Source organism: Pseudoclavibacter sp. RFBJ3 (genome assembly GCF_002931375.1).
GTDB lineage: Bacteria > Actinomycetota > Actinomycetes > Actinomycetales > Microbacteriaceae > Pseudoclavibacter.
In genome coordinates, this window is sequence record NZ_PSXZ01000012.1 from 26,321 (window position 1) to 46,893 (window position 20,573).

Here is a 20,573-nt window from a genome sequence, read left to right on the forward strand (position 1 = left end):
TCCAGTGTTGCTGGCATGATTGCGGACGAATAGCGAAGATAGCCGAAACGAACTCATCGATGAAATCGAAAGGTGGTGCAAGATGTGGGACCTCCGCCGCCTCCGCCTGCTGCGAGAGCTGCAGCTGCGAGGCACCATCACCGCCGTCGCGGCCTCGCTCAACTTCAGCGCGTCGACCGTCTCGCACCAGCTGGCGCAGCTGCAGCGCGAGGTGGGCGTTCCCCTGCTCGTGCAGGATGGCAGGCGCGTGCGGCTGACGCCGCAGGGGGTGACGCTGGCCGAGCACGCCGCGCGTGTGCTCGACCTGGAGACCCGCGCTCGCGATGAGCTCGCCGCGATGCGCACGGGCACCGAGCGGGTGCGCGTGGCCGCACTGGAATCCGTCGTCCGCGCGTTGCTCCCCCGGACACTGACGCTCCTGGAGCAGGCCCGTCCGGACATCCGGGTCGAAGTGGACGCCGTCTCACCTGAGGAGGGGCTCTTCGAACTCGAGGCGCACCGGTACGACCTCGTGGTCGCCGAGGAGTATCCGGGCCACACCAGGCCCCACGCGGAGGGCATCGAGCGTGAGGTCCTCGGGTTCGACGCGATCTCGCTCGCGACCAGCGCGGCCTCGGCTGCCACCTCGATCGCCGATTTCCGCGGCACCCCCTGGGTGATGGAGCCCCCGGGCACCGCCGCGCGCAACTGGGCGGAGCAGCAGTGCAGGGCGGCGGGATTCGAACCGGAAGTGCGGTACGTGGCCAGTGACCTGCACACGCACCTGCGCCTCATCGCCGCGGGTCACGCGGTTGGCCTCGTCTCCGAGCTCGTGGGTGCCGCATCCGGCGGAGGGCTGCGCTTCCTGGACCTCCCGGGGCGGCCCCACCGGGACATCTTCACGGCGACGCGTGGCGCGCTCCGCGATCGGGACAGCGTGCGTCTCGTCAGGGATGCGCTTGGCACGGCGTTCGCAGAGCTCGTCGCGGCAGGCTCTCAGACGGGCCCCGGCGTGCCGGACTGAGCCGAACATCCGGCCCCGCAGTGCGTCGTTAGTGCTTCTCGACGCCGGGAGCTTCTGCGGTCGCGGCCGCCTTTGGCTTCTTCGGCAGGATGCGTCCGACGAGCAGCGTGATGCCGACGACCACGAGGCCGACGACGAGGCCGACGATGGCGGAGATGAGCGTGTCGACGAGCCAGACGACGACGGCACCGGCGTTCATGAGGGCGTGCTCGATCTCGTGCAGCAGGTCTGCCGGCGCGTGCAAGCCGACCTCGCCGACGTTGATGATGACGAGGTGGCCGCCCACCCAGAGCATCGCGACGGTTCCGACGATGCTGATGACCCGGAAGACGGCGGGCATGGAGCGCACGATGCGCACGCCGAGGTGGCGGGTGCGGCGGTCGCGGCGGGTCGCCATGTGCAGGCCGACGTCGTCGATCTTGACGAGCAGCGCCACGGCGCCGTAGACGAGGGCCGTCATGGCGAGCGCGATGACGACGAGCGCTGCCAAGCGCATCCAGAACCCCAGCTCGGGGTCGAGGTTCGACAGCGAGATGAGCATGATCTCGGTCGAGAGGATCAGGTCGGTGCGCACCGCTCCCGAGACGAGCTTCTTCTCGTCGCGCGGATGGTCCTCGTCGAGCGCGTGATGGTGGCCGAACCACTCGGTGACCTTCTCCGCGCCCTCGAAGCACAGGTACACGCCGCCCACGATGAGGAGGTAGGGCAGCACCCAGGGCGCGAAGGCCGTCAGCAGCAGCGCGATCGGGATGATGATCACGAACTTGTTGAAGAGGCTGCCCTTGGCGATGTTCCACACCACCGGCAGCTCCCGTGCTGGCGTGATGCCCTGCACGTACTGCGGCGTGACGGCGGCGTCGTCGATGACGACTCCCGCCGACTTCGCCGAGGCCTTCAGCGCAGCGGTGAGGATGTCGTCGACGACGGCGAGCAGTCCAACGGGCACGGTGTTCTCCTTGGTGTTCTGGTGCAGCGCGGAACGCGGCAGACAGAGCTTACCCGCGGTGTGCGAGAGCAGGGAGGTCAGGACGGATGCGCGTTCAGGCTTCTTGGGAGCTCCGGCGGGATCGCCGCGAGGAGCTGCTTCGTGTACTCCTCCTTCGGGGCGCCGAAGATCTCGTCGGCAGGGGCATGCTCGACGATTCGCCCGCGCTGCATGACGAGCACATCGTGGCTCATCTCCTCGACGATCGCGAGGTCGTGCGCGATGAAGAGGTAGCTGAGCGAGAGCTCGTCCTGCAGCCTGCGCAGCAGCTCGAGGACGCGGGACTGGATGGACACATCCAAAGACGCCGTCGACTCGTCGAGGATGACGATGTCGGGCTCGAGCGCGAGTGCCCTGGCGATCGAGACCCGCTGCCGCTGCCCGCCGGAGAGCTCGTGCGGATACCGGCCGATGAAGTCCCGCGGCAGCTCGACGAGGTCGAAGAGCTCGTCGATGCGCGCGGAACGCGAACCGCCAGCGGGGAGGCGGTGGACGCGCAGCGGCTCGGCGACCGACTGGCCGACGGACATGCGGGGGTCGAGCGAGGAGAACGGGTCCTGGAACACCATCGCGATGCGGCGCCGCAGCTGGTTGTCGGCCTTGAGCACATCGAGGCCCTCGAGCGTCGCTGTGCCGCCCGTCGGCTTGACGAGGCCGGTGAGGGCGTTCGCGATGGTCGACTTCCCGGAGCCAGATTCGCCGACGATGCCGAGCGTCGTCCCCTGGCGCAGCTCGAACGAGACGCCGTCGACGGCGTGCACGTGGCTGCGGCCCTTGGGGGTCTGGATGGGGAAGCGCACGTCGAGCTCGGAGACCTGGAGGATCGTCGTCGCGTCCGGCCTCGCTGGGGTGGGCTTCGCCTTGCCGAGCCGGGGCCTCGCTGCGAGCAGCTCCCTGGTGTACGGATGCCGTGGAGCAGTGACGAGGTCGATGGCGCTGCGCCGTTCGATGGCCTCGCCGTGGCGCATCACGAGCACCTCGTCCGCGACCTGCGAGATGACGCCCATGTCGTGGCTGATCCAGATGACGGCGGTGCCGTGCTCATGCTGGAGCGTGCGGACGAGATCGATGATCTGCGCCTGCGTGGTCACATCGAGGGCGGTGGTCGGCTCGTCGGCGACGAGCAGGCCGGGGTCGCAGGAGAGCGCGATGGCGATCATGACGCGCTGCCGCTGCCCGCCGGAGAGCTCGTGCGGGTAGGCGTCGAAGCGAGCTTCGGGCTCTGGGATGCCGACGGATTCGAGGAGCTCGATGGCCTTCGCGCGCGCGGCGCGGCGCGAGAGGCGTCGGTGCGTCTCGAGCGACTCGGTCAGCTGCCGGCCGAGGGTGAGCAGCGGGTTGAGCGAGGTGCTCGGGTCCTGGAAGACGAAGCCGACCCCGTTGCCGTGCACGCTCCGCAGGGTTCGAGCGGATGCGCCGATCAGCTCGACCTGCCCGAGCTTCTGGTCGTTGAGCGTGCTGGTGCCCGTGACGCGGGCGCCTGGCGCGTCGAGGAGTCCGGTGGCGGCGAGGACGGTCATCGACTTCCCCGATCCGGACTCCCCCACGATGCCGAGCGTTCCGCCCGGCTCGATCGAGAAGTCGATCCCGCGGACGATGTCCTTGCGGCCGATGGAGACCCGCAGGTCGGCGACGCGGAGCGCTGGAGCGGTCATCGCTTCCTCCTTGACTCGATGAGGGTGCGCTGCTTGGGGTCGAGGACGTCGCGCATCCCGTCGCCGAGCAGGTTGAAGGAGAGCGCCGTGATGAAGATCGCGACGCCGGGGAAGAGGCTCATCCACCAGGCCTGGCTGATGAAGCCCTGCGCGGCGAAGAGCATGCCACCCCAGGAGGGGGCCGGCGGCTGGATACCGAGGCCGAGGAAGGAGAGGGCAGATTCGGCGAGGATCGCGAAGGCCAGGGAGAGGGAGGTCTGCACGATGATCGGGCCGGTGATGTTGGGCAGCACGTGGCGGCCGAGGATGCTCGCCCACGGGGTACCCATCGTGCGGGAGACCTGGACGTACGGCTCGACGCGGACGGAGAGCGTGCTCGCTCGGGCGACCCTCGCGAAGATCGGCGTGTAGACGATGCCGATCGCGAGCATGGTCGTCGCGAGCCCCGGTGCGAGGATCGCGACGATGGCCAGCGCGAGCAGCAGCACGGGGAACGCGAACATGACGTCGACGAGGCGCATGAGCACGGTGTCGAGGAGTCCGCCCGCGTAGCCGGAGATGACGCCGACCAGCACGCCGACGACGAACGCGAACGCGACGGAGACGAACGCCACCTGCAGGGAGACGCCAGACGCGATCATCACGCGGCTCAGCACGTCCCGTCCGAGGTCGTCGGTGCCGAACCAGTGCGCGGCGCTCGGCGGCTGGAGCTGGTTCGCGACGTCGACGTCGTTGACGCCGTATGGCGCGATCCAGGGGCCGAGCAGGGCGACGAACACGACGATGAAGAGGAGCACCGCGCTGACGACCGTCACGGGGTTGCTGAGGAGGAGGCGCCAGGCGGCGACGCGCGTGCGTTCCTCCGGTGCGGGCGGGCCGGACTCCGCCTGCCGCGTGGCTTCTGAGTTCTGTGCGGTCATGAGAGCCGGATCCTCGGGTCGACGAGCGCGTAGAGCACATCCACGATGAAGTTCACGGCGAGGAACATCACGGCGATGAGCAACACGGAGCCCTGGATGAGCGGGTAGTCGCGGGAGGAGACGGCGTCGTAGACGAGGCGTCCGAGCCCTGGCCAGGCGAAGACGACCTCGACGACGATGACGCCGCCGAGGATCGTCGCGAGCTGGATGCCGGCGATCGTGAGCACGGGCACGAGCGCGTTCCTGACGATGTGGCGCATCGTCACCGTCCACGCCGAGAGTCCCTTGGACTTCGCGGTGCGGACGTACCCCATGGACGCCACCTCGAGCACGGCCGAGCGGATGTAGCGGGTCATGATGGCGCCAGCGACGAGGCCGACGGTGAGGCCGGGCAGGAGCACGTGCCTGGCCCAGTCGCCAGGGTCATCGCTGATCGACGAGTAGCCGCTCGAGGGGAGCCAGCCGAGCGTCGACGAGAACAGCCCGATGAGCAGCATGCCCATCCAGAAGTCCGGAATCGAGACGCCGAACTGGCTCGTGACGCGGATGACGCCGTCGCTCACGCGCCCTTCCCGCAGTGCCGACCAGATGCCGGCTGGCACGGAGATGAGGAGCGCGATCACGAGCCCGACGCCGGCCAGCGAGAGCGTCGCCGGCAGGCGTTCGAGCAGCGTCGTCGTCACGGCGTCGCCGTTGCGGAAGCTCACGCCGAGGTTGCCCGTGAGCGCGTTGCCGACGTAGGAGAAGAACTGCTCGAGGATGGGCCGGTCGAGCCCGGACGCCGCCCGGAGCGCGTCGTACGCCTCCTGCGTGTACCTCGTGCCGAGCGCCAGCCGAACTGGATCGCCCGGCACGAAGTGCACGAGGGAGAAGACGACGACGAGCACTCCGAGCAGCACGATCGCCGAGTAGAGCAGGCGCCAGCCGAGGAACGCGGCGATGGAGCCGAACGACATTCTCATTGGGTTTTCCCCTCGTGGACCCTGTGTCCTGGGTTGTTGTCTTGCTGTGTTGCCGTCTCGCCCGGTTGCTGGGCGGGGCGGGCTACGGGGTCAGCGTGGCGTCGCGGAACCGCGTCGCCCGGTCAGCGCGCGCCTCGTAGTCGCCGAGGCTCGGGCTCCACACCTGGATCACCGACGGGTTGTACAGGTAGATGTAGCTGGCGTCGTCGGCGATGATCGTCGCGGCCTGCGCGTACAGCTCCTTGCGCGCAGCCTGGTCGGTCTCCGTGCGGGCCGAGTCGAGCAGCGCGTCGACCTCCGGGTTGGAGTACTTCTGGGCGTTGCTGCCGCCGTCGCTGTGGTGCTGCGAGTAGTAGAAGTCGTCCGGGTCGATGTTGCCGAGCCAGCCCATCATGAGCATGTCGAAGTTGCCGGAGTTCTGCTCGTCGAGCCAGGTCGAGAAGTCGGGCTGCCTGATCTCGACGGTGATGCCGAGCGGCTCGAGGTTGGATGCGATGATCTGCGCGGCCGTGACGGTCTCGGGGTACTCGCTCGTCGCGAGCAGGTCGAGCGTTCCGCCGGTGAAGCCGGCCTCGCTGAGGAGCCGCTTCGACTCCTCGATGTCGGTCGAGTACTTGTCGTATTCCGTGTACCAGATGCTGTCCTGCGGGATGGCGAGCTGGTTGGCCTCGGCGGTGCCGTAGCTGACCGCCTGCACGATGGCGTCGCGGTCGATGGCGTAGGCGATGGCCTGGCGCACGCGTGGGTCCTGCCACTGCTCCTTGCCCTCGTTGAGTGCCAGGTACCAGTAGTCGCTCGACGGGTTCTGCCCCAGCTCGATGGACTCGTCGCCGCTGAGCTCCTCGACCTGCTGCGCGGGGACGACGTCGGTCCACTGGATCTCACCGCTCTTGAGCGCCGCGAGCGCCGTCGAGGGCTCCGAGATGAACTGGAACTCGACGCCGCCGATGCTCGGGGCGCCGTCCCAGTAGTCGGGGTTGGCGGCGAGCTCGATGCGGTCGCCGCTCGTGTAGCTCGCGAGCGAGAAGGGGCCGGTGCCGACGGGCGCGTTCGCGATCTCGCCGGATTCGACGTTGGACTGCTCGACGATCGCCATGCCCTTGAAGCCACCGAGGTTGGAGAGCAGGTTCGGGGTCGGCTGCGAGACGGTGATGACGACCGTCGAGTCGTCGGGCGCCTCGACGTTCGTGACGGCGTCGAACTTCCACGCGTTGGCGAGCTCTTCCTCGATGATGCGGTTGTACGAGTAGACGACGTCCTCGCTCGTGAAGTCGGAGCCGTCGTGGAAGGTGACGCCGTCGCGCAGCGTGAAGGTCCAGGTCAGCTGGTCGTCGCTGGTCTCCCAGGACTCCGCGAGCGCGGGCTGCATCTCGAGGTTCTCGTCGGGTTCGACGAGGGTGTCGTAGACGTTCTCGAGCACCTGGAACGAGAAGTAGGAGGACGTCTTGTGGGGGTCGAGCTGGTCGGGTTCCCCGCCGATGGCCGCGTGGAGCACTTCGCCTCCGACGGCGTCTCCGCCACCGAGGTCGACGCTCTCGCCGGCCGAGCATCCGCTCAAGACGAGGAGCGCGCCGATGGCCGCGGCTCCGATCCCTGCACTTCGTCGTTGCATGATGCACTCCACTTCGTTCATTTTCGTGAATGTTTCATCAGTATGTGGCACGCTTGGGCGAGGTACAAGGCCGCAGGGCGGCCGAAACAGGATCGTCACAAACGATTCCAGTGCCCGGGGTTCCCCCTCGAGGCGCGCTGCTGAGACGAGGACGAGCATGACCTTCACACTGCTGGCACGCGATCGCACGGCGGGCCTCCTCGGCGCCGTGACCGCAAGCCGATCCCTCGCGGTGGGCAACGCCGTGCTCGCCATCGATCCGACCGTGGGGGTCGTCGCCAGCCAGGCGTGGACCAACAGAGCCCTGCGCGGCCGCATGCTCGACGCCCTGGCGGCCGGCGAATCGCCCGACGCCGTCGTCGGCCGCATCGCCGAATGGGACGAGGCTCCCCAATACCGACAGACGGCGGCACTCGACCTGAGCGGACGCACGGGCGCGTGGGTGGGCGACCTCACGAGCCCCTGGACGGGCCAGCGCCACGGCGCAGGCTACGTGACCGTCGGCAACCTGCTCACCGGGCCAGAAGTGCTCGACGCCATCGCCGACTCCTTTGAGCGCAGCGCCCCGGAACCCGGGTCCCCCGAGCTCGAGCAGACGACCGCGATCGCCGTGTTCGCGAGACGACTGCTCGTCGCGCTGCACGCCGGCCAGAGCGCAGGCGGGGACGCGCGAGGCCGGCAGAGCGCGGCGATCCTCGTCGCCACCAGTCAGGAACGTCGCATCCACCCGCCGGAGCTCGCGGTCGACCTGCGCGTCGACGACCACACCCACCCGGTCGACGAGCTCGACCGCCTGCTCGAGCTGCGCATCCACGACCTTCATGAGGCGCTGGTCTCGAGCTCGTCCGTCGACGCCGAGCCGGAGAGCTCCCGCAGGGGCGAGGGCTCGACGCAGGCCTAGTGCTCGAAGGGGCTCACGGCTCCGATCACGACCGTCTCGCCGTCGTGCTCGTTCGACCACCAGTGGGCGGTCGAGCATGCGTAGGTCGCGGTGTCCCCCGCCTCGAGGACAACCCGCTCCTCGCCGTGCACCACCATGAGGCGACCCGAGAGCACGGTGACGCTCTCCGTTCCGATATGCCGGAACGGGCGGCCCGCGTTCGTGAAGCGCGGCGGCAGCACGGACCGGATGAGCTGCAGCGTCGACTCGCTGCGGGGCGTCAGCAGCTCACGGACTGCGCGTTCGTCCTCCGGAACATCGGTGGGAGTCGGCAATCGCAACCGTCGGTCGTGGGTGACCACGGCGAAGTCGGGTGCCGGCGGTTCCAGGAGCTGCGTGATGGGCACCCCGAGCGCGGTCGCCAGTCGCTGGATCGAGCCGAGCGACGGATTGCCGATGCCCCGCTCGAGCTGGCTGATGAGCCCGAGGCTCACCCCCGCCTGCTTCGCGAGCGCGTGCACCGAGAGGTCGAGGCGCTTGCGGCCGGCACGGACCGCGAGCCCGAGCGAGGTGACCGCGAACTGCTCTTCGTCCTCGGATCCTCGCGGGTCTGCCATGCCGCGAGTCTACCGACGCAGCTTGCCTAGGCTGGGTGCATGCGTGATCATGCGGTTCCCAATCTCCCCTCGAGGCACTTCGACGCGACGCAGCTGAACCTGATCGGAGCATCGTGAGCAACCGCCCCATCGCCCAGCTGCCAGGTGCCGCCCGGATGCTCTGCCTCAGCCGCCGCAACGGCGAGATCTGCACGCGTCGCGCGGGGCACGCCGGCCTCCACAATCGGACGGGGTCGAGCATCCTCTGGAGCGATATCGACGCGGACGCACCCCGGTGCCCGGCGAGTGGGTCGGCCGCGGTTCCGGCGCCGAGACTCCCGGACGGCTACCCCAACGGCCGAGCTCTGTGCGGCGTCTGCTTCGCATTCGTCACGCTCGACGACGGTGCCCTGTCGGCACACGACTCGTGGCGCGGCGATGAGTCACGCGAAGAGGCCGACCGACGCCGAGCGTGGATGAACACGCACGGCTGGTGAGCCTCGCACGGCGCGGGCGCGCAGTCCCCTCGCCTCCATCGCGGGCCCACCGACTGGCTAGGATCTCGTGACAGGCCGAGCAACGCCCGAGGCGGCCCCTCCCCGACTCCCCTGATCCCCGACTCCCCCGACGACTTGGAGCGCGCCCATGAGCGGCCGAAGCGAAGACCCCTCGACGTCGACGTCGATCTCCCCCTGGAAGCGTTTCTGGGAGCGCGGCGGCTGGTGGAAGGCGACGCTGCTCGTCGTCGTCTATTACGCGCTCTACCAGCTCGGGGGCTTCCTCTTCGTGCCCTTCAGGGGCGACCCTGCACCCGGCTCCGCCTCCGCGCTGCTCTTCGACTACATCCTGCCGATCGCGTTCGGCGGTGCGCTGCTCGTCGCCTTCGCGCTCTCGCTGGGCTGGCTGCGCGAGCTGTTCGCGCGGCAGCCGATCAACGGCAGGGGGTGGATGTGGATCGGCGTCGCCGTCGTCCTGGTCTTCAACGTGCTCCGCTTCGCGTCGCTCGACTACGCGGCGGCTGGGTTCGATGTCGTCGCTGCCTGGCTGGTCGCCGGCCTCTGCATCGGCTTCGCCGAAGAGGTGCTGACACGTGGCTACGTCGTGAACCTCATGCGCAAGGCCGGCCACTCGGAACTCGCGACCGCGCTCGTCTCGGCCGCGCTGTTCGCCGGGCTGCACTCGGGGAACCTGCTCGGCGGGCAGAGCCTCCTGGCAACGGGCATCCAGGTCGTCTACACGTTCGCGTTCGGCATCTGCATGTACCTCACGCTGCGGGTCACGGGCCACCTCATCTGGCCGATCCTCCTGCACGCGAGCACCGACCCGAGCATCTTCCTGCTGACGACGCATCCGGGGGACGGGCCGCTTGCGACGTTCGCCGGATTCGGGAACATCCCGGTCATCCTCGTCGGCCTCGTGGCGATCATCTTCATCCGCGGACGAGTCACTCCGCCCGCCACGAGCTGAAGTCAAGGGGTCTGGAAACTCCAGGGGCGCCTGCGACGCTCAACCGGAACACACCGGGAGCCCACATGACTTCGATCTGGCACGACACCACCGCTCGCCCCATCACGGACCCCTCCGACGAGTTGCCGAGCAGAAGCGACGTCATCGTCGCGGGCGCCGGCATCGCGGGACTGACCGCGGCGGTCCTCCTCAGCGAGGCCGGGCTGAAGGTCACCCTCGTCGAGGCGCGCACCATCGCAGCGCTCGCGACGGGGAACACCACCGCGAAGTTCTCGCTGCTGCAGGGATCGCAGCTCTCCAGCGTGCGACAGAAGCGCGGCCACGAGATCGCGGCGGCCTATGTCGAGGCGAACAGGCTCGGACTCGACTGGACGGCAGCGTTCTGCGCCGAGGAGGGCGTGGGCTGGCAGACGAGGCCGGCCGTGAACTTCGCCACGACGAGGGCCGGGGCGAGAAAGGTCGACGAGGAGCGTGCAGTCGTCGAAGAGCTCGGGCTGCCCGTCGAGACCGGCGGACACCACGGGCTGCCCTTCACGGTCGAGAACTTCTTCGCGGTTCCCGGCAACGGGCAGCTCGACCCGTACGAGCTGTCGATCGCGCTCGTCGCCAGGGCTCGCCGGGCAGGCGCGAAGGTCGTGGAGGGCCTGACCGTCACCGCCGCGTCCCAGCACAAGGCGCACGTCGAGGTGCAGGCGACGAAGGCACCGAACGCCGACCTCGTCTCGTTCTCCGCATCGCACCTCATCCTCGCCACCGGCTTCCCCGCGCTCGACCGCGGCCTGCACTTCGCGCGCCTCACCGCCCACCGCTCGCACCTCGTGTCGTTCAGATCGGAACGCGAGGTGCCGACGGGCATGTACCTGTCGATGGACTCGGGCGGCCACTCGTACCGACAGTTCCGTCGCGGCGGTGACGACTACCTGCTCGTCGGCGGGGCAGGACACCAGGTCGGGGCTTCCATCTCGTCACGAGCGCTCGTCGACGCCCTCATCGCCCAGGCCCACGAGCGCTTCCCCGGCCTCAGCGAGACCCATCGGTGGGCGGCCCAGGACTACACGAACGTCGACGCGACGCCGCTGTCCGGCCCCATCGACCCGCGCGACGACCGCATCCTCGCCGTGACCGGGTTCGCGAAGTGGGGCATGACCAACGGCGTCGCGGCCGCCCACGACCTCGCTGCACGCATCCTCGGAGGACGGGCCGAGTGGATGAAGACCCTCTTCGATCGTGCCCCCAGCGCGAAGGGCACCCTGGGGCTCGCTGAGCGCGGCGCACACACCGCGGCCAGGCTGACGAGCGAATGGGGCAAGGCGCTGAGTCACACCGACGACGCGCCACCCGCGGAGGGCGAGGGGCGCGTCGGTCGGGACGGAGTGCATCCGGTCGCGACGAGCACCCTCGGCGGGACCACGCGCACCGTCTCGGCCGTGTGCCCGCACCTGGGAGGCGTCGTCGTGTGGAACGACGAGTCCTGCTCGTGGGACTGCCCCCTGCACGCTTCACGCTTCGAGGCGGACGGGACGCGGATCGAGGGGCCAGCCACGACGGGCCTGCCCCGTGTTCCCTAGTCGACGGCGTCCGCCTTCTCGAACTGCCCCTTGAGCTCGTCGAGGTCCAGAGCATCCGTGGTGACCTGCTTCTTGTCGTCGTAGACGTCCCGGTCGATCTCGTTGGTGGCGTTGGCGACGAGCATGGCGACGAAGGTGTCGCCGTTGACGTTGAGGAAGGTGCGGAAGATGCCCGCGAACCAGTCGACGGCGATGAGGAGGCCGACGGCCTCGAACGGGAGGCCGAGCGAGGTGGCCAGGAACATGGCGACGACGGGGAAGCCGCCCGGCACGGTGATGGTGCCCATGTTCAGGAGGATGGCGAGGGCCATGCCGAGCACGATCGTGCCGAAGTCGAGGGTGATGCCGCCCGACTGCGCGAGGAACATGACGACGATCATGTAGTTGAGCACGGCGCCGTATGACCCCATCGTGAGGCCGACGGAGAGCGTGAAGTTGGCGACGGGCTGGCTGACGCCGACCTTCTCGATCGCCGTCTTCAGCACCGTCGGGTAGGTGACGGCCGAGCTGGTCGTCGTGATGGCGATCATCGTCTGATCGCTGAGCTTGGCGGGAAGCCGCGCGGGGTTGAGCCCCGTTCGCAGCCACACGACGACCACGAAGAGCACGAACAGGATGAGCACCCCGATGAGGGTCGAGCCCAGGTACTTGAGTCCGCTCGTCACGACGGCGAACCCGACGGTGCCCGCGAGGTTCGCGAGCAGGCAGAAGACGCCGATCGGCGCGATGATCATGACGAAGCGGATCATCGTGAGGACGATCTGCTGGATCTGGTCGAAGAAGTCCAGCACGAGGCGGTTGCCGGTCTTGGCGATGAAGGCGTTGAGCGCGACGCCGAACAGCAGCGAGAAGATGATGATCGGCACCATCGTAGCCGTCGACATGGCCGCGAAGATGTTCGTGGAGACGAAGTTCACGACCGTCTCCTGCCAGCCCGTGGCCTCGGCCGCGGACTCCTGCAGCGCTGGGTCGACCGCGGCGGAGAAGTCGATGCCGGCTCCGGGCTGGAGCACGGCGCTGATGCACCAGGCGAGGAGCGCGGCGACGACGGAGAAGCCGATCATCCACGTGAAGGTGCGGGCGGCCATCCGACCCATGCCCGAGCCGCTCATGGCCCCGGTCGCGACGATGACCGAGGTCATGACTAGCGGCACGATGGCCATCTGGATGAGCCGGATGAAGAGGTCGCCGACGAACTTGAGGTTCGCCGCCCACTCGCCCACGAGCAGACCGAACACGATGCCGAGGATGGCAGCGGACCCGATCTGGAGGGCGGGGTTCTTCAGAGTTCTCTTCACGGTGTCCTCCGGGCGACTGACGGTGAGCGGCGCAGAGCTGCGTCGGTGCGACCCAAGCTAGGGCCGCCAGAAGCTTCATCTCAGCGGATTGGTAGGACCGTTACATGCTGTTCACGTGGCGCCTCAGGCCGTAACACGCTCTTTACAGGAGCGGGCATCTCCCGCCGCGAATGGGCCTCCAGTGCGTGCCACACTGAGGATGTGGTGACGGTCGCCACACCGCTCACGCGAGAACAGGTGGCCCCGTGACTGACACGACCGACCGAACCCTCGGTCCGCTTCCGCGCACGCGGGCTCTCATCGCGGACGACATCGTGCTGCACCTGGAACGCCTCATCGTCGGGGGTGACCTCGAGCCAGGAGCACCCCTGCCCCCGGAGCGCACTCTGGCGCTCGAGCTCGGCGTCTCGCGCAATGCGCTCAGGGAAGCCCTGACGCGACTCGAGGGCCTGGGCCTGCTCGAGCGCCGCCACGGGAGCGCCAATCGCGTCAGCCGCGCTATCCCCCTCACCGCCACGCTTGCCGGCAGGCTCCAGGCGGTGCAGGCGGACTACGACCACTCGGCGGAGTTCCGCGCCCTCGTGGAACCGCGCATCGCGCGGCTCGCGGCCGAGCGCATCGACCGGGAGCAGCTGACGACGCTCGGAGAGCTGCTCGCGCGCTCGGCCGACGAGACCGATGCCGACCTCTCCGCCAGACTGGACATCGCCTTCCACACGGCCATCGCCCAGGCCACAGCGAACCCCCTGCTCGCGACGCTCGGCGAGCTCACGGCGTCCTGGACCGTCGAAGCACGCGTGCTCTCGCACCTCGAGGGGGAAGGACGCAGGGTCTCCCACGAGGGCCACTCGCGCATCTTCGCCGCCCTCTCCGCTCGCGACTCGGAAGCGGCCGAGTACGCCATGCGCATCCACCTCTCGGAGATCCGGGACGTCATCGAGCAGGCTCGGAGCGAGGATGCCCACAGCACACACCCGCAGCGGTAGGGGGCCTCGAGGACCGCGTTGGTCCAACCAATCTCAGGCCGTCGAAGAGCTGAGCCACCCGAGGCGACGCTGCCCTGAACAACAGAAAGGCCCCGGCTCCCTTGCGATTGCAGGGAAATCGGGGCCTTTCAGATGGCGGTGACGGTGGGATTTGAACCCACGGTAGAGTCGCCCCTACACAACATTTCGAGTGTTGCACCTTCGGCCGCTCGGACACGTCACCGTGAGGAATCTTATACCGAGACCAGGGGTGCGCCGCAAATCGAGCCGCCCAGGCGTGTTCTCGAGAAGCCAGCCGGGGCGGACTCTCAGACGATCGGGATCTGGAACGTCTCGGTGAAGGGCGGCAGCGCCACCGTCGACACGTAGGAGACGTTGGCCCCTGACGGTCCGGTGACCCGGAAGTTCGCGACCAGTGTGGTGACGCCGGAGTCGACGGTGGCGGTGAAGCTGCCGTCGCCGTTGTCCGTCAGGACACCACCCGTGATGGCCGTGTTCACGATCGTGACGCCGGCATCCGGCGTGATGACCACGGTGGAGTTGTCGGGGAGTACGGAGTCGTTGCCGTCTCCGTCATCGCCCGTGAGCGTGAACCGGGCGACGTTCCCGCTCACGACGCTCGTCGAGCCACCCGTGTACCAGGTGTTCGCGAGGGGAACGGGCGTCGAGGCCACGGCGATCGGCGCCGCGACCGTGATGGCCACGGCCGGGACGGACCAGGCTGCGCCGGCCAGAAGGGTACGACGGGAAGTGCTGTCAGCAGACACGAGGATCCTGTTCGAGAGGGGGAAGCACGCAGGGGGATGGACGAGTCGGCAGATGGGGAATCGGCTCGGCCAGGTGGATAATCGCACGCGCGAGAGGATTCGCGTTGCCCCTTGCATTTCGACGTCACAAAACGTATGCGGCCTCGACCGGTCTACCGACGCGTTCCGGTCTCGATCAGGCGCACAGCTCCCGCGTCGATGCGGAGATCAAGCGTGCAGGCGGCCCGGCCCGGGCCGCGGAGCTCCTCGCCGTCGGCGTAGACGAGCACGCCCTTCGGCACCAGCACGCGGATGCCCGTCAGCCGCTCGAAGGTGACGGCCGGGAGGCGCGTGTGCAGGCCGGCCATGGCGAGTGGGAAGAGCGTGAGCAGGCCGATCCTCGGGAGCCCGCCGACGACGAACAGGTCGAGGAGCCCGTCGTCGATGACCGCGTGCGGCGCGACTGCGATGCCGCCGCCGATCGACGAGCCGTTCAGCACCGTGAGCATCTCGGCGGTGACCGACTCGGCAGGGCCGCCATCGATCCGAACACCGAACTCGAGCGGCTCGAAGTGCCGCACGGACTCCAGCAGGGCGGCGACGTAGCGGGCCGTTCCCGGCAGACGCCGCAGCTCGTTGGCGCGCCGATTCACGACGGCGTCGAAGCCGACGTTGACCGAGTTGATGGCCACATGCTCGGCGCCGTCGAGCACCAGTCGCATGGCGTCGACGCTCCGGGTGCTCGCGGTGCCGGTGCGCAGCGCGGTGAGCATCCGCTCGATGCCGACTGCTGGCACGCCGCGTTCGATCCCGGCGGCTCGAGCGAAGTCATTGCCTGTGCCAGATGGCACGACCCCGAGGGGGACCTCGGTGCCCGCGACGAGGCCGGCCCCCATCGACACCATGCCGTCCCCGCCCTGCACGATGAGCGCATCGGGGCGACGCTCCCCACCGAGCTCGGCCGCAGCCTGCCGTCGCAGCTCCTTGAACGAGTCGGCCGCCACGAGCACGACCTCGAGATCCGGCGAGGAGGCGGCGCCAGCTCCCCCGGCGAGGCGCCTGCCGAGGTGCGCGGATGCGCCCAGCCCAGCCGCCGGGTTCACCACGTACAGGACTCTCTGCGCTCGCACGAGCCCATTCTGCACGCCCCCGGTCCCCGCGCGACCTCACCCCGCACTTCAGCGCCCGAGAATCGCGCCGCCACGGGCCCGCTGACGCGCCAGTGTCGGTGGTGCCGCCTAGCCTTGGCACATGCCTCCCAAGACCAAGCAGCAACCAGCGTTCAAGTGCACCGAATGCGGCGCAGCGTCGCTGAAGTGGTTCGGGCAATGCCCCGAGTGCCAGGCCTGGGGCACCCTCGTCGACCGCTTCGAATCGCAGACCGCTGGCCGCATCCAGGCGGCCACGATCAGCGAGTCACGCGCCGCACGTCCGATCACCGAGGCGCCTATCGACAACGTCGCCCACCGCCCGACGGGCATCGGCGAGTTCGACCGCGTGCTCGGCGGTGGACTGGTGCCTGGCGCCGCCATCCTGCTGAGCGGCGAGCCCGGCGTTGGCAAGTCCACGATCCTCCTCGAGCTCGCGTCACGCGTCGCCGCGAAGGGCACGACCGTGCTGTACGCATCGGCAGAGGAGTCCGTGAACCAGGTGCGGATGCGCGCCCAGCGCACCAACGCGCTCCACGACACCCTGTACCTCGCGAGCGAGACCGACCTCTCGACCGTCCTCGGCCAGATCGAGCGCCTCGACCCCGGCCTCATCATCGTCGACTCCGTGCAGACCGTCGCGAGCGATACCGTCGACTCGCTCGCCGGCCAGCCCAGCCAGGTGCGCGAGGTCGCATCCGCCCTCATCCGAGTCGCGAAGACCAGGGGCGTGCCCGTCATCATCGTCGGCCACGTCACGAAAGACGGCACGATCGCGGGGCCCCGACTGCTCGAGCACCTGGTCGACGTCGTCGCCCACATCGAGGGCGACCGCCACACGGCGCTTCGCTTCGTGCGCACCATCAAGAACCGCTTCGGCCCCACGGACGAGGTCGGCTGCTTCGAGATGACCGGCGAGGGAATGACGGAGGTGCCAGACCCCTCAGGACTCTTCCTCAGCGAACGCCCCGAGCCGGTCAGCGGCACGTGCGTGACCGTCGCGCTCGAGGGGCGACGCGCCCTCCCCGTCGAGATCCAGGCGCTGGTGCAGAAGACCAACGCCCCGAACCCTCGCCGCGTCACCAACGGCGTCGACACGAGCCGCGTCGCCATGCTGCTCGCCGTGCTCGAACGACGCACCAAGCACAAGCTCTCCGAGTACGACGTCTACGTGTCGACCGTCGGCGGGGTCAAGCTGCAAGAACCCGCGGCCGACCTCGCCATCGCCATCGCCATCGCCTCCTCCATCCGCAACCGGCCCGTGCGCGACGGCACCGTCGTCTTCGGCGAGGTGAGCCTCGCCGGAGAGATCCGCCGTGTCGCATCCGCCAACCTCCGAGCAGCCGAGGCCAAGCGCATGGGCCTCGCCCACGTCGTCGACCCCTCCATCGGCAGCATCGACCGCGCCCTCACGGCCGCGCTCGGCAACTGACCGCAGACCTCTCACTCGGAACGCGAGCCACCCGAAGGCTCGAGGAGTCCAGAAACGCGAGTAGGCCCGGAGCGATGCTCCGGGCCTACTGCTCATCGACCGCTGGCCGACTCAGTGCTGCGTGCGCGTGCTACGCGTCGCTGCCCGCGCGTCGGCGGAGCAGGATCGCGGCGCCACCGGCGACGAGGAGCGCAAGCGCGCCCGCGATAGCCGCGAACATGGCGTTCTCGTCAGCGCCGGTCGTGGCGAGGGCACCGTCTCCGGCGTCCGCCGTCGGAACCGGCGCAGCCGTGGCGCTTGCCGTCGGCTCGACGGTCGCGGTCGGGGTGACGGAGACCGTCGGTCCCGGCGTCGCGGTCGGCGTCTCAGCGGCCGCCTGAACCGAGACCGGCACGGCGACGGATGCCGCAGACAGGTCCGCGAGGAACGTCAGCGTGCCATCCCCCACCGTCGAGTCGACGGGAACGGTGAAGCTCACATCGACGAGGTTCGCGTCAGCAGCGACGTCGACAGACCCGATGCCGATCTGCTCATCGCCGAGCCACACCGTGACCGAAGAGCTCTGGATGAATCCCACCGACTGCAGGTTGAACTTCGCGACCTTCAGCGAGTAGCTCTCACCTGCCTGGAACTTGTTGTCCGTGGGCAGGCCGACGACCTCGAAGCCGTTGCGCTGAACATCCGGGACGACACCAGTCGAACCCGCGGCAGTCTTCGCGCGAACCCAGTTGACGAACGCGTCGAGATCGATGAGGCCCGTGTCCTTGACGCTCTCGGCGTTGTTCAGCGAGTGGAAGTTGTCGCCACCCGCGGCGAGGAACGTCGGCATCGCCACGTTGTAGACCTGGCCGCTCGAGACGGGCTCACCGTTGATGGAGAGCGACACGATGCGCTCCATGCGAGGCCGCGAGCTGTCGAACGCGTACGTGAAGTTGTCGCTCAGCCCGAGCTGCAGGTAGTCGCGCGACGGCACCTCGCCGTCAGCGGTGAGCTGCCACTGCTCCTCGAGCACATTCTTCAGCTCGGCTCCGGAGATGCTGACGACCGAGAGGTTGTTCGCGAAGGGAAGGACGGTCGCGGCTTCCTTGTACGTGATCTGACCGTCGTTGTCCAGCAGGTCAGCACGGAGGCCACCCGGGTTGATGATCGCCGCGTCGACGTCGAAGCGGCCCGTGTCACTGATCGACTCGAGCATCGACTGCGCGACGATGCCACCCAGCGACGACTCCTCCGCACGGTTGTCCTGTCCGCCTTCGGCGACGACACCGGTGGTGGAGCCATCCTCGGCCATCTCGATGGAGTCGGGGACGAACGTCTTTGCCCTGGAGATGTCACCCTGCTGGGTGCCGATGACCTCAGCCCCAAGCACGTCGGCCGTCGCGACGGCCGCGTCGAGCTTCGCCTTGATGTCGATGATGCGCTTGTCGTTGACGTACTCGATGGGCGCCGGGTTCTTCGGCGGGGCAGCGTCAGGCTTCAGCGTCGACGGGTCGATCGAGTCGTAGACGGGCACGATGGAGCTGTCCGAGGCGGTCACGTTGCCCGCGGCGTCGACCGTGAGCACGACCTGCGCGAGGTTCTCGGCGTACTGCCCGGCCTGCACGATGGGACGGGTCGATGCACCGTTCGGGGCGTCGTAGGCGTAGGTCTGGTGCGTGTGCGCGTTGAAGATCGCGTCGACCTCGGGGGCCGTGTCCTCGGCGATGGAACGGAAGGTGCTGCTCTCCTGGTTCTCATCGAGAGGAGCGTCGGACTTCGGCGCGCCCTCGTGGTAGGAGGCGATGATGACGTCGGCCGACTTCGCCGCCGTGATCTCGGCAGCCACCTCGTTGACCGCCTCGACGGGGTCGCCGAAGGTGACGCCCGTGATGCCGTCGGGCGAGACGAGCGCAGAGGTCTCCTCCGTCACGGCCCCGATGACGGCGACCCTGACGCCGTCGACGTCGAAGATGGCGTGCGTGTCGAAGGGGTGGCTGCCGTCCGCGAGCGTGACGTTCGCGGCGAGATCGGGACCATTGGTCGCCGAGGCGAGCCGACCGGTAGCGTCGTCGATGCCCTTGTCGAACTCGTGGTTGCCCTGCGTCCACGCGTCCACGCCGATCGCGTTGAGCAGGTCGATCGTCGGCTGGTCCTGCTGGATCGAGGACTCGAAGAGGCTCGCGCCGACGGCATCGCCGTTGGAGATGACGAGGCTGCTGTCCTCGCCGAACTCCTTCTGCGCCTCGAAGACGGAGGCGGCGAACTTCTCGCCGTTGAGGATCCGACCGTGGAAGTCGTTGAAGCCGATGAGGTTGATCTGCTTCGCGCCGTCGGTGGGCGTGATGAAGCTCGGCGAGAGGACGGCTGCTTGAGCTGGTGCCGCGAAGGCAGACACAAGAGCTGCCGTGCCGAGAACGGCAGCGGCAGCGGTGGCGCGCTTGCGAGTGGGCGTCGTCATGAGTCTCCTGGCGATCGACGAACGGACGGAATCGTGCGGAACGTGAGGATGCTCTCAGCTCACACTGTCTTCAAGGTTAACGTTCAGGAGATTTTCGCGAAAGCCCCCGGGCACCCCGCGCGAGTCAGTCGAGAACGAACGTCGCCGGCTGCGACGCGATGCCGTTGACGCTCACGACGAGCTGGTAGTAGGCACCCCCGGCCACCGCATCCGCCCGGTCGGTCCCGCACGTGTCGAGCGAGGAACGCTCGCGCACCCAGGTGATGGGAGGGGCTGTCACCGACTGCCCGGCACCGATCGTGACGATCTCGTCAGCTGGGTCGGTCTGGCAGTGCGACGACACCCAGATCACGTCGGCGCCGCTCGAGATCGGTAGACCTGCACGGCCGTGCCGACGTTCATGACACACGCTTCGCCGCCCGTGTTGGCGATCGAGAGCGACAGCTGAGGCTGCGCGTCGGGCGCGTAGCTCGTCGCGTCGAGCATCGCCGAGACGACAAGCTCAGGGGCTGCGCACTCGGCGGGCCCCGTCGGAGTCGGAGTGGGAGTGGGAGTGGGCGTCGGTGTCGCCTCGGCCGCCCCACCACCGTCGCTTGACGCCGTCGCGGCGGATGACGCCGTCGGCGCACCGGATGCGGAGGCTTCGCCGGGTTCGCCGGAACCCGCCCCGAAGAGGCTCGCGATTCCCCAGATGAGCGCCCCGATGACAAGTACGCAGACGATGAGGAGCGCCAGCCGCCGACGGCGGTAGACGGCCTTGCTTGGTCTGCGGGTCGAACTCACTCGCCAAGGGTACGGACCCGTCCTTGGGACTCCCGTGAGGCGCACCGTGCGACCACTGCGACGCGCCCGAAGAGCCCGTCGCGGCGGCGGAGACT

At 68.7% G+C, this 20,573-nt stretch carries 19 protein-coding genes and 1 tRNA gene; 7 read left to right on the forward strand and 13 right to left on the reverse strand.

Annotation, left to right across the window (positions count from 1 at the left end; translation table 11 throughout):
* The first annotated feature begins 82 nt into the window (after positions 1–82).
* Positions 83–1,003 carry a LysR substrate-binding domain-containing protein gene (locus C5E07_RS12040; RefSeq protein ID WP_104299615.1) on the forward strand — a complete coding sequence of 307 codons (921 nt, stop codon included), beginning with the start codon at positions 83–85 and terminating at the stop codon, positions 1,001–1,003.
* A gap of 28 nt (positions 1,004–1,031) precedes the next feature.
* Here C5E07_RS12040 and C5E07_RS12045 read toward each other — a convergent pair whose 3' ends face one another.
* From C5E07_RS12045 to C5E07_RS12065, 5 genes are all read right to left on the reverse strand, one after another.
* Entirely contained in the window at positions 1,032–1,949 is a 918-nt protein-coding gene (locus C5E07_RS12045; RefSeq protein WP_104299616.1) for a DUF808 domain-containing protein, read from the reverse strand.
* A gap of 77 nt (positions 1,950–2,026) precedes the next feature.
* Positions 2,027–3,643 carry an ABC transporter ATP-binding protein gene (locus tag C5E07_RS12050; RefSeq protein ID WP_104299617.1) on the reverse strand — a complete coding sequence of 539 codons (1,617 nt, stop codon included), beginning with the start codon at positions 3,641–3,643 and terminating at the stop codon, positions 2,027–2,029.
* Positions 3,640–4,563: an ABC transporter permease gene (locus C5E07_RS12055; RefSeq protein ID WP_104299618.1), complete on the reverse strand. Its 924-nt coding sequence runs from the start codon at positions 4,561–4,563 to the stop codon at positions 3,640–3,642. The genes C5E07_RS12050 and C5E07_RS12055 overlap by 4 nt, the downstream gene beginning before the upstream one ends.
* Positions 4,560–5,525 (reverse strand): ABC transporter permease, encoded by a 966-nt coding sequence (locus C5E07_RS12060; protein ID WP_104242866.1) that lies wholly within the window; start codon positions 5,523–5,525, stop codon positions 4,560–4,562. The genes C5E07_RS12055 and C5E07_RS12060 overlap by 4 nt, the downstream gene beginning before the upstream one ends.
* An 82-nt stretch (positions 5,526–5,607) precedes the next feature.
* Positions 5,608–7,137 carry an ABC transporter substrate-binding protein gene (locus C5E07_RS12065; protein WP_104299638.1) on the reverse strand — a complete coding sequence of 510 codons (1,530 nt, stop codon included), beginning with the start codon at positions 7,135–7,137 and terminating at the stop codon, positions 5,608–5,610.
* 157 nt (positions 7,138–7,294) lie between these two features.
* Between C5E07_RS12065 and C5E07_RS12070 the strand changes: the two genes are divergently transcribed.
* Positions 7,295–8,038 carry a DUF1028 domain-containing protein gene (locus C5E07_RS12070; protein ID WP_104299619.1) on the forward strand — a complete coding sequence of 248 codons (744 nt, stop codon included), beginning with the start codon at positions 7,295–7,297 and terminating at the stop codon, positions 8,036–8,038.
* On the opposite strand, the gene C5E07_RS12075 is transcribed toward C5E07_RS12070, so the two are convergent.
* Positions 8,035–8,634 (reverse strand): helix-turn-helix domain-containing protein, encoded by a 600-nt coding sequence (locus C5E07_RS12075; protein WP_104299620.1) that lies wholly within the window; start codon positions 8,632–8,634, stop codon positions 8,035–8,037. The genes C5E07_RS12070 and C5E07_RS12075 overlap by 4 nt on opposite strands.
* A gap of 113 nt (positions 8,635–8,747) precedes the next feature.
* Here C5E07_RS12075 and C5E07_RS12080 point away from each other — a divergent pair, with 113 nt between their 5' ends.
* The 3 genes from C5E07_RS12080 (at position 8,748) to C5E07_RS12090 (ending at position 11,648) form a co-directional block, all read left to right on the forward strand.
* Entirely contained in the window at positions 8,748–9,110 is a 363-nt protein-coding gene (locus C5E07_RS12080) for a hypothetical protein (RefSeq protein WP_258063922.1), read from the forward strand.
* 148 nt (positions 9,111–9,258) lie between these two features.
* Positions 9,259–10,080, forward strand: a complete 822-nt coding sequence (locus C5E07_RS12085) for a CPBP family intramembrane glutamic endopeptidase (RefSeq protein ID WP_104299621.1) — start codon at positions 9,259–9,261, stop codon at positions 10,078–10,080.
* A gap of 65 nt (positions 10,081–10,145) precedes the next feature.
* Positions 10,146–11,648 (forward strand): FAD-dependent oxidoreductase, encoded by a 1,503-nt coding sequence (locus tag C5E07_RS12090; protein WP_104299622.1) that lies wholly within the window; start codon positions 10,146–10,148, stop codon positions 11,646–11,648.
* Here the strand turns inward: C5E07_RS12090 and C5E07_RS12095 are convergent.
* Entirely contained in the window at positions 11,645–12,946 is a 1,302-nt protein-coding gene (locus tag C5E07_RS12095; protein WP_104299623.1) for a dicarboxylate/amino acid:cation symporter, read from the reverse strand. The two genes, C5E07_RS12090 and C5E07_RS12095, sit on opposite strands and share 4 nt — an antisense overlap.
* Positions 12,947–13,191: 245 nt before the next feature.
* On the opposite strand from C5E07_RS12095, the gene C5E07_RS12100 reads away from it, so the two are divergent.
* Positions 13,192–13,932: a FadR/GntR family transcriptional regulator gene (locus C5E07_RS12100; protein WP_104299624.1), complete on the forward strand. Its 741-nt coding sequence runs from the start codon at positions 13,192–13,194 to the stop codon at positions 13,930–13,932.
* Between the two features lie 133 nt (positions 13,933–14,065).
* Here the strand turns inward: C5E07_RS12100 and C5E07_RS12105 are convergent.
* The 3 genes from C5E07_RS12105 to C5E07_RS12115 all read right to left on the reverse strand — a co-directional run bounded on the left by C5E07_RS12105 (position 14,066) and on the right by C5E07_RS12115 (position 15,808).
* Positions 14,066–14,155 (reverse strand) — tRNA-Ser (locus C5E07_RS12105).
* An 85-nt stretch (positions 14,156–14,240) separates the two neighbouring features.
* Positions 14,241–14,699, reverse strand: coding sequence for a hypothetical protein (locus C5E07_RS12110; protein WP_104299625.1), 459 nt, complete (start codon positions 14,697–14,699; stop codon positions 14,241–14,243).
* A 152-nt stretch (positions 14,700–14,851) separates the two neighbouring features.
* On the reverse strand, positions 14,852–15,808 hold the full coding sequence (locus tag C5E07_RS12115; RefSeq protein WP_181057980.1) for a diacylglycerol kinase family protein: 957 nt from the start codon (positions 15,806–15,808) through the stop codon (positions 14,852–14,854).
* A 121-nt stretch (positions 15,809–15,929) separates the two neighbouring features.
* Here C5E07_RS12115 and radA point away from each other — a divergent pair, with 121 nt between their 5' ends.
* Positions 15,930–17,258, forward strand: a complete 1,329-nt coding sequence (radA, locus tag C5E07_RS12120) for a DNA repair protein RadA (RefSeq protein WP_104242905.1) — start codon at positions 15,930–15,932, stop codon at positions 17,256–17,258.
* Positions 17,259–17,388: 130 nt separating this feature from the next.
* Here the strand turns inward: radA and C5E07_RS12125 are convergent, their stop codons facing one another.
* The 3 genes from C5E07_RS12125 to C5E07_RS12135 form a co-directional block, all read right to left on the reverse strand.
* The gene (locus tag C5E07_RS12125) at positions 17,389–19,695 is read right to left on the reverse strand and encodes a 5'-nucleotidase C-terminal domain-containing protein (RefSeq protein WP_104299627.1); all 2,307 of its coding nucleotides are present in this window, start codon (positions 19,693–19,695) and stop codon (positions 17,389–17,391) included.
* A gap of 124 nt (positions 19,696–19,819) precedes the next feature.
* On the reverse strand, positions 19,820–20,047 hold the full coding sequence (locus C5E07_RS12130) for a hypothetical protein (RefSeq protein WP_104299628.1): 228 nt from the start codon (positions 20,045–20,047) through the stop codon (positions 19,820–19,822).
* Positions 20,044–20,478, reverse strand: a complete 435-nt coding sequence (locus C5E07_RS12135) for a hypothetical protein (RefSeq protein WP_104299629.1) — start codon at positions 20,476–20,478, stop codon at positions 20,044–20,046. The genes C5E07_RS12130 and C5E07_RS12135 overlap by 4 nt, the downstream gene beginning before the upstream one ends.
* Positions 20,479–20,573 lie beyond the last annotated feature (95 nt).

Coding starts and splice junctions, on each gene's coding strand:
- C5E07_RS12040 (WP_104299615.1), top strand. CDS start 83: ATGTGGGACCTCCGCCGCCTCCGCCTGCTGCGAGAGCTGCAGCTGCGA.
- C5E07_RS12050 (WP_104299617.1), bottom strand. CDS start 3,643: ATGACCGCTCCAGCGCTCCGCGTCGCCGACCTGCGGGTCTCCATCGGC.
- C5E07_RS12055 (WP_104299618.1), bottom strand. CDS start 4,563: ATGACCGCACAGAACTCAGAAGCCACGCGGCAGGCGGAGTCCGGCCCG.
- C5E07_RS12060 (WP_104242866.1), bottom strand. CDS start 5,525: ATGAGAATGTCGTTCGGCTCCATCGCCGCGTTCCTCGGCTGGCGCCTG.
- C5E07_RS12065 (WP_104299638.1), bottom strand. CDS start 7,137: ATGCAACGACGAAGTGCAGGGATCGGAGCCGCGGCCATCGGCGCGCTC.
- C5E07_RS12070 (WP_104299619.1), top strand. CDS start 7,295: ATGACCTTCACACTGCTGGCACGCGATCGCACGGCGGGCCTCCTCGGC.
- C5E07_RS12075 (WP_104299620.1), bottom strand. CDS start 8,634: ATGGCAGACCCGCGAGGATCCGAGGACGAAGAGCAGTTCGCGGTCACC.
- C5E07_RS12085 (WP_104299621.1), top strand. CDS start 9,259: ATGAGCGGCCGAAGCGAAGACCCCTCGACGTCGACGTCGATCTCCCCC.
- C5E07_RS12090 (WP_104299622.1), top strand. CDS start 10,146: ATGACTTCGATCTGGCACGACACCACCGCTCGCCCCATCACGGACCCC.
- radA (WP_104242905.1), top strand. CDS start 15,930: ATGCCTCCCAAGACCAAGCAGCAACCAGCGTTCAAGTGCACCGAATGC.
- C5E07_RS12125 (WP_104299627.1), bottom strand. CDS start 19,695: ATGACGACGCCCACTCGCAAGCGCGCCACCGCTGCCGCTGCCGTTCTC.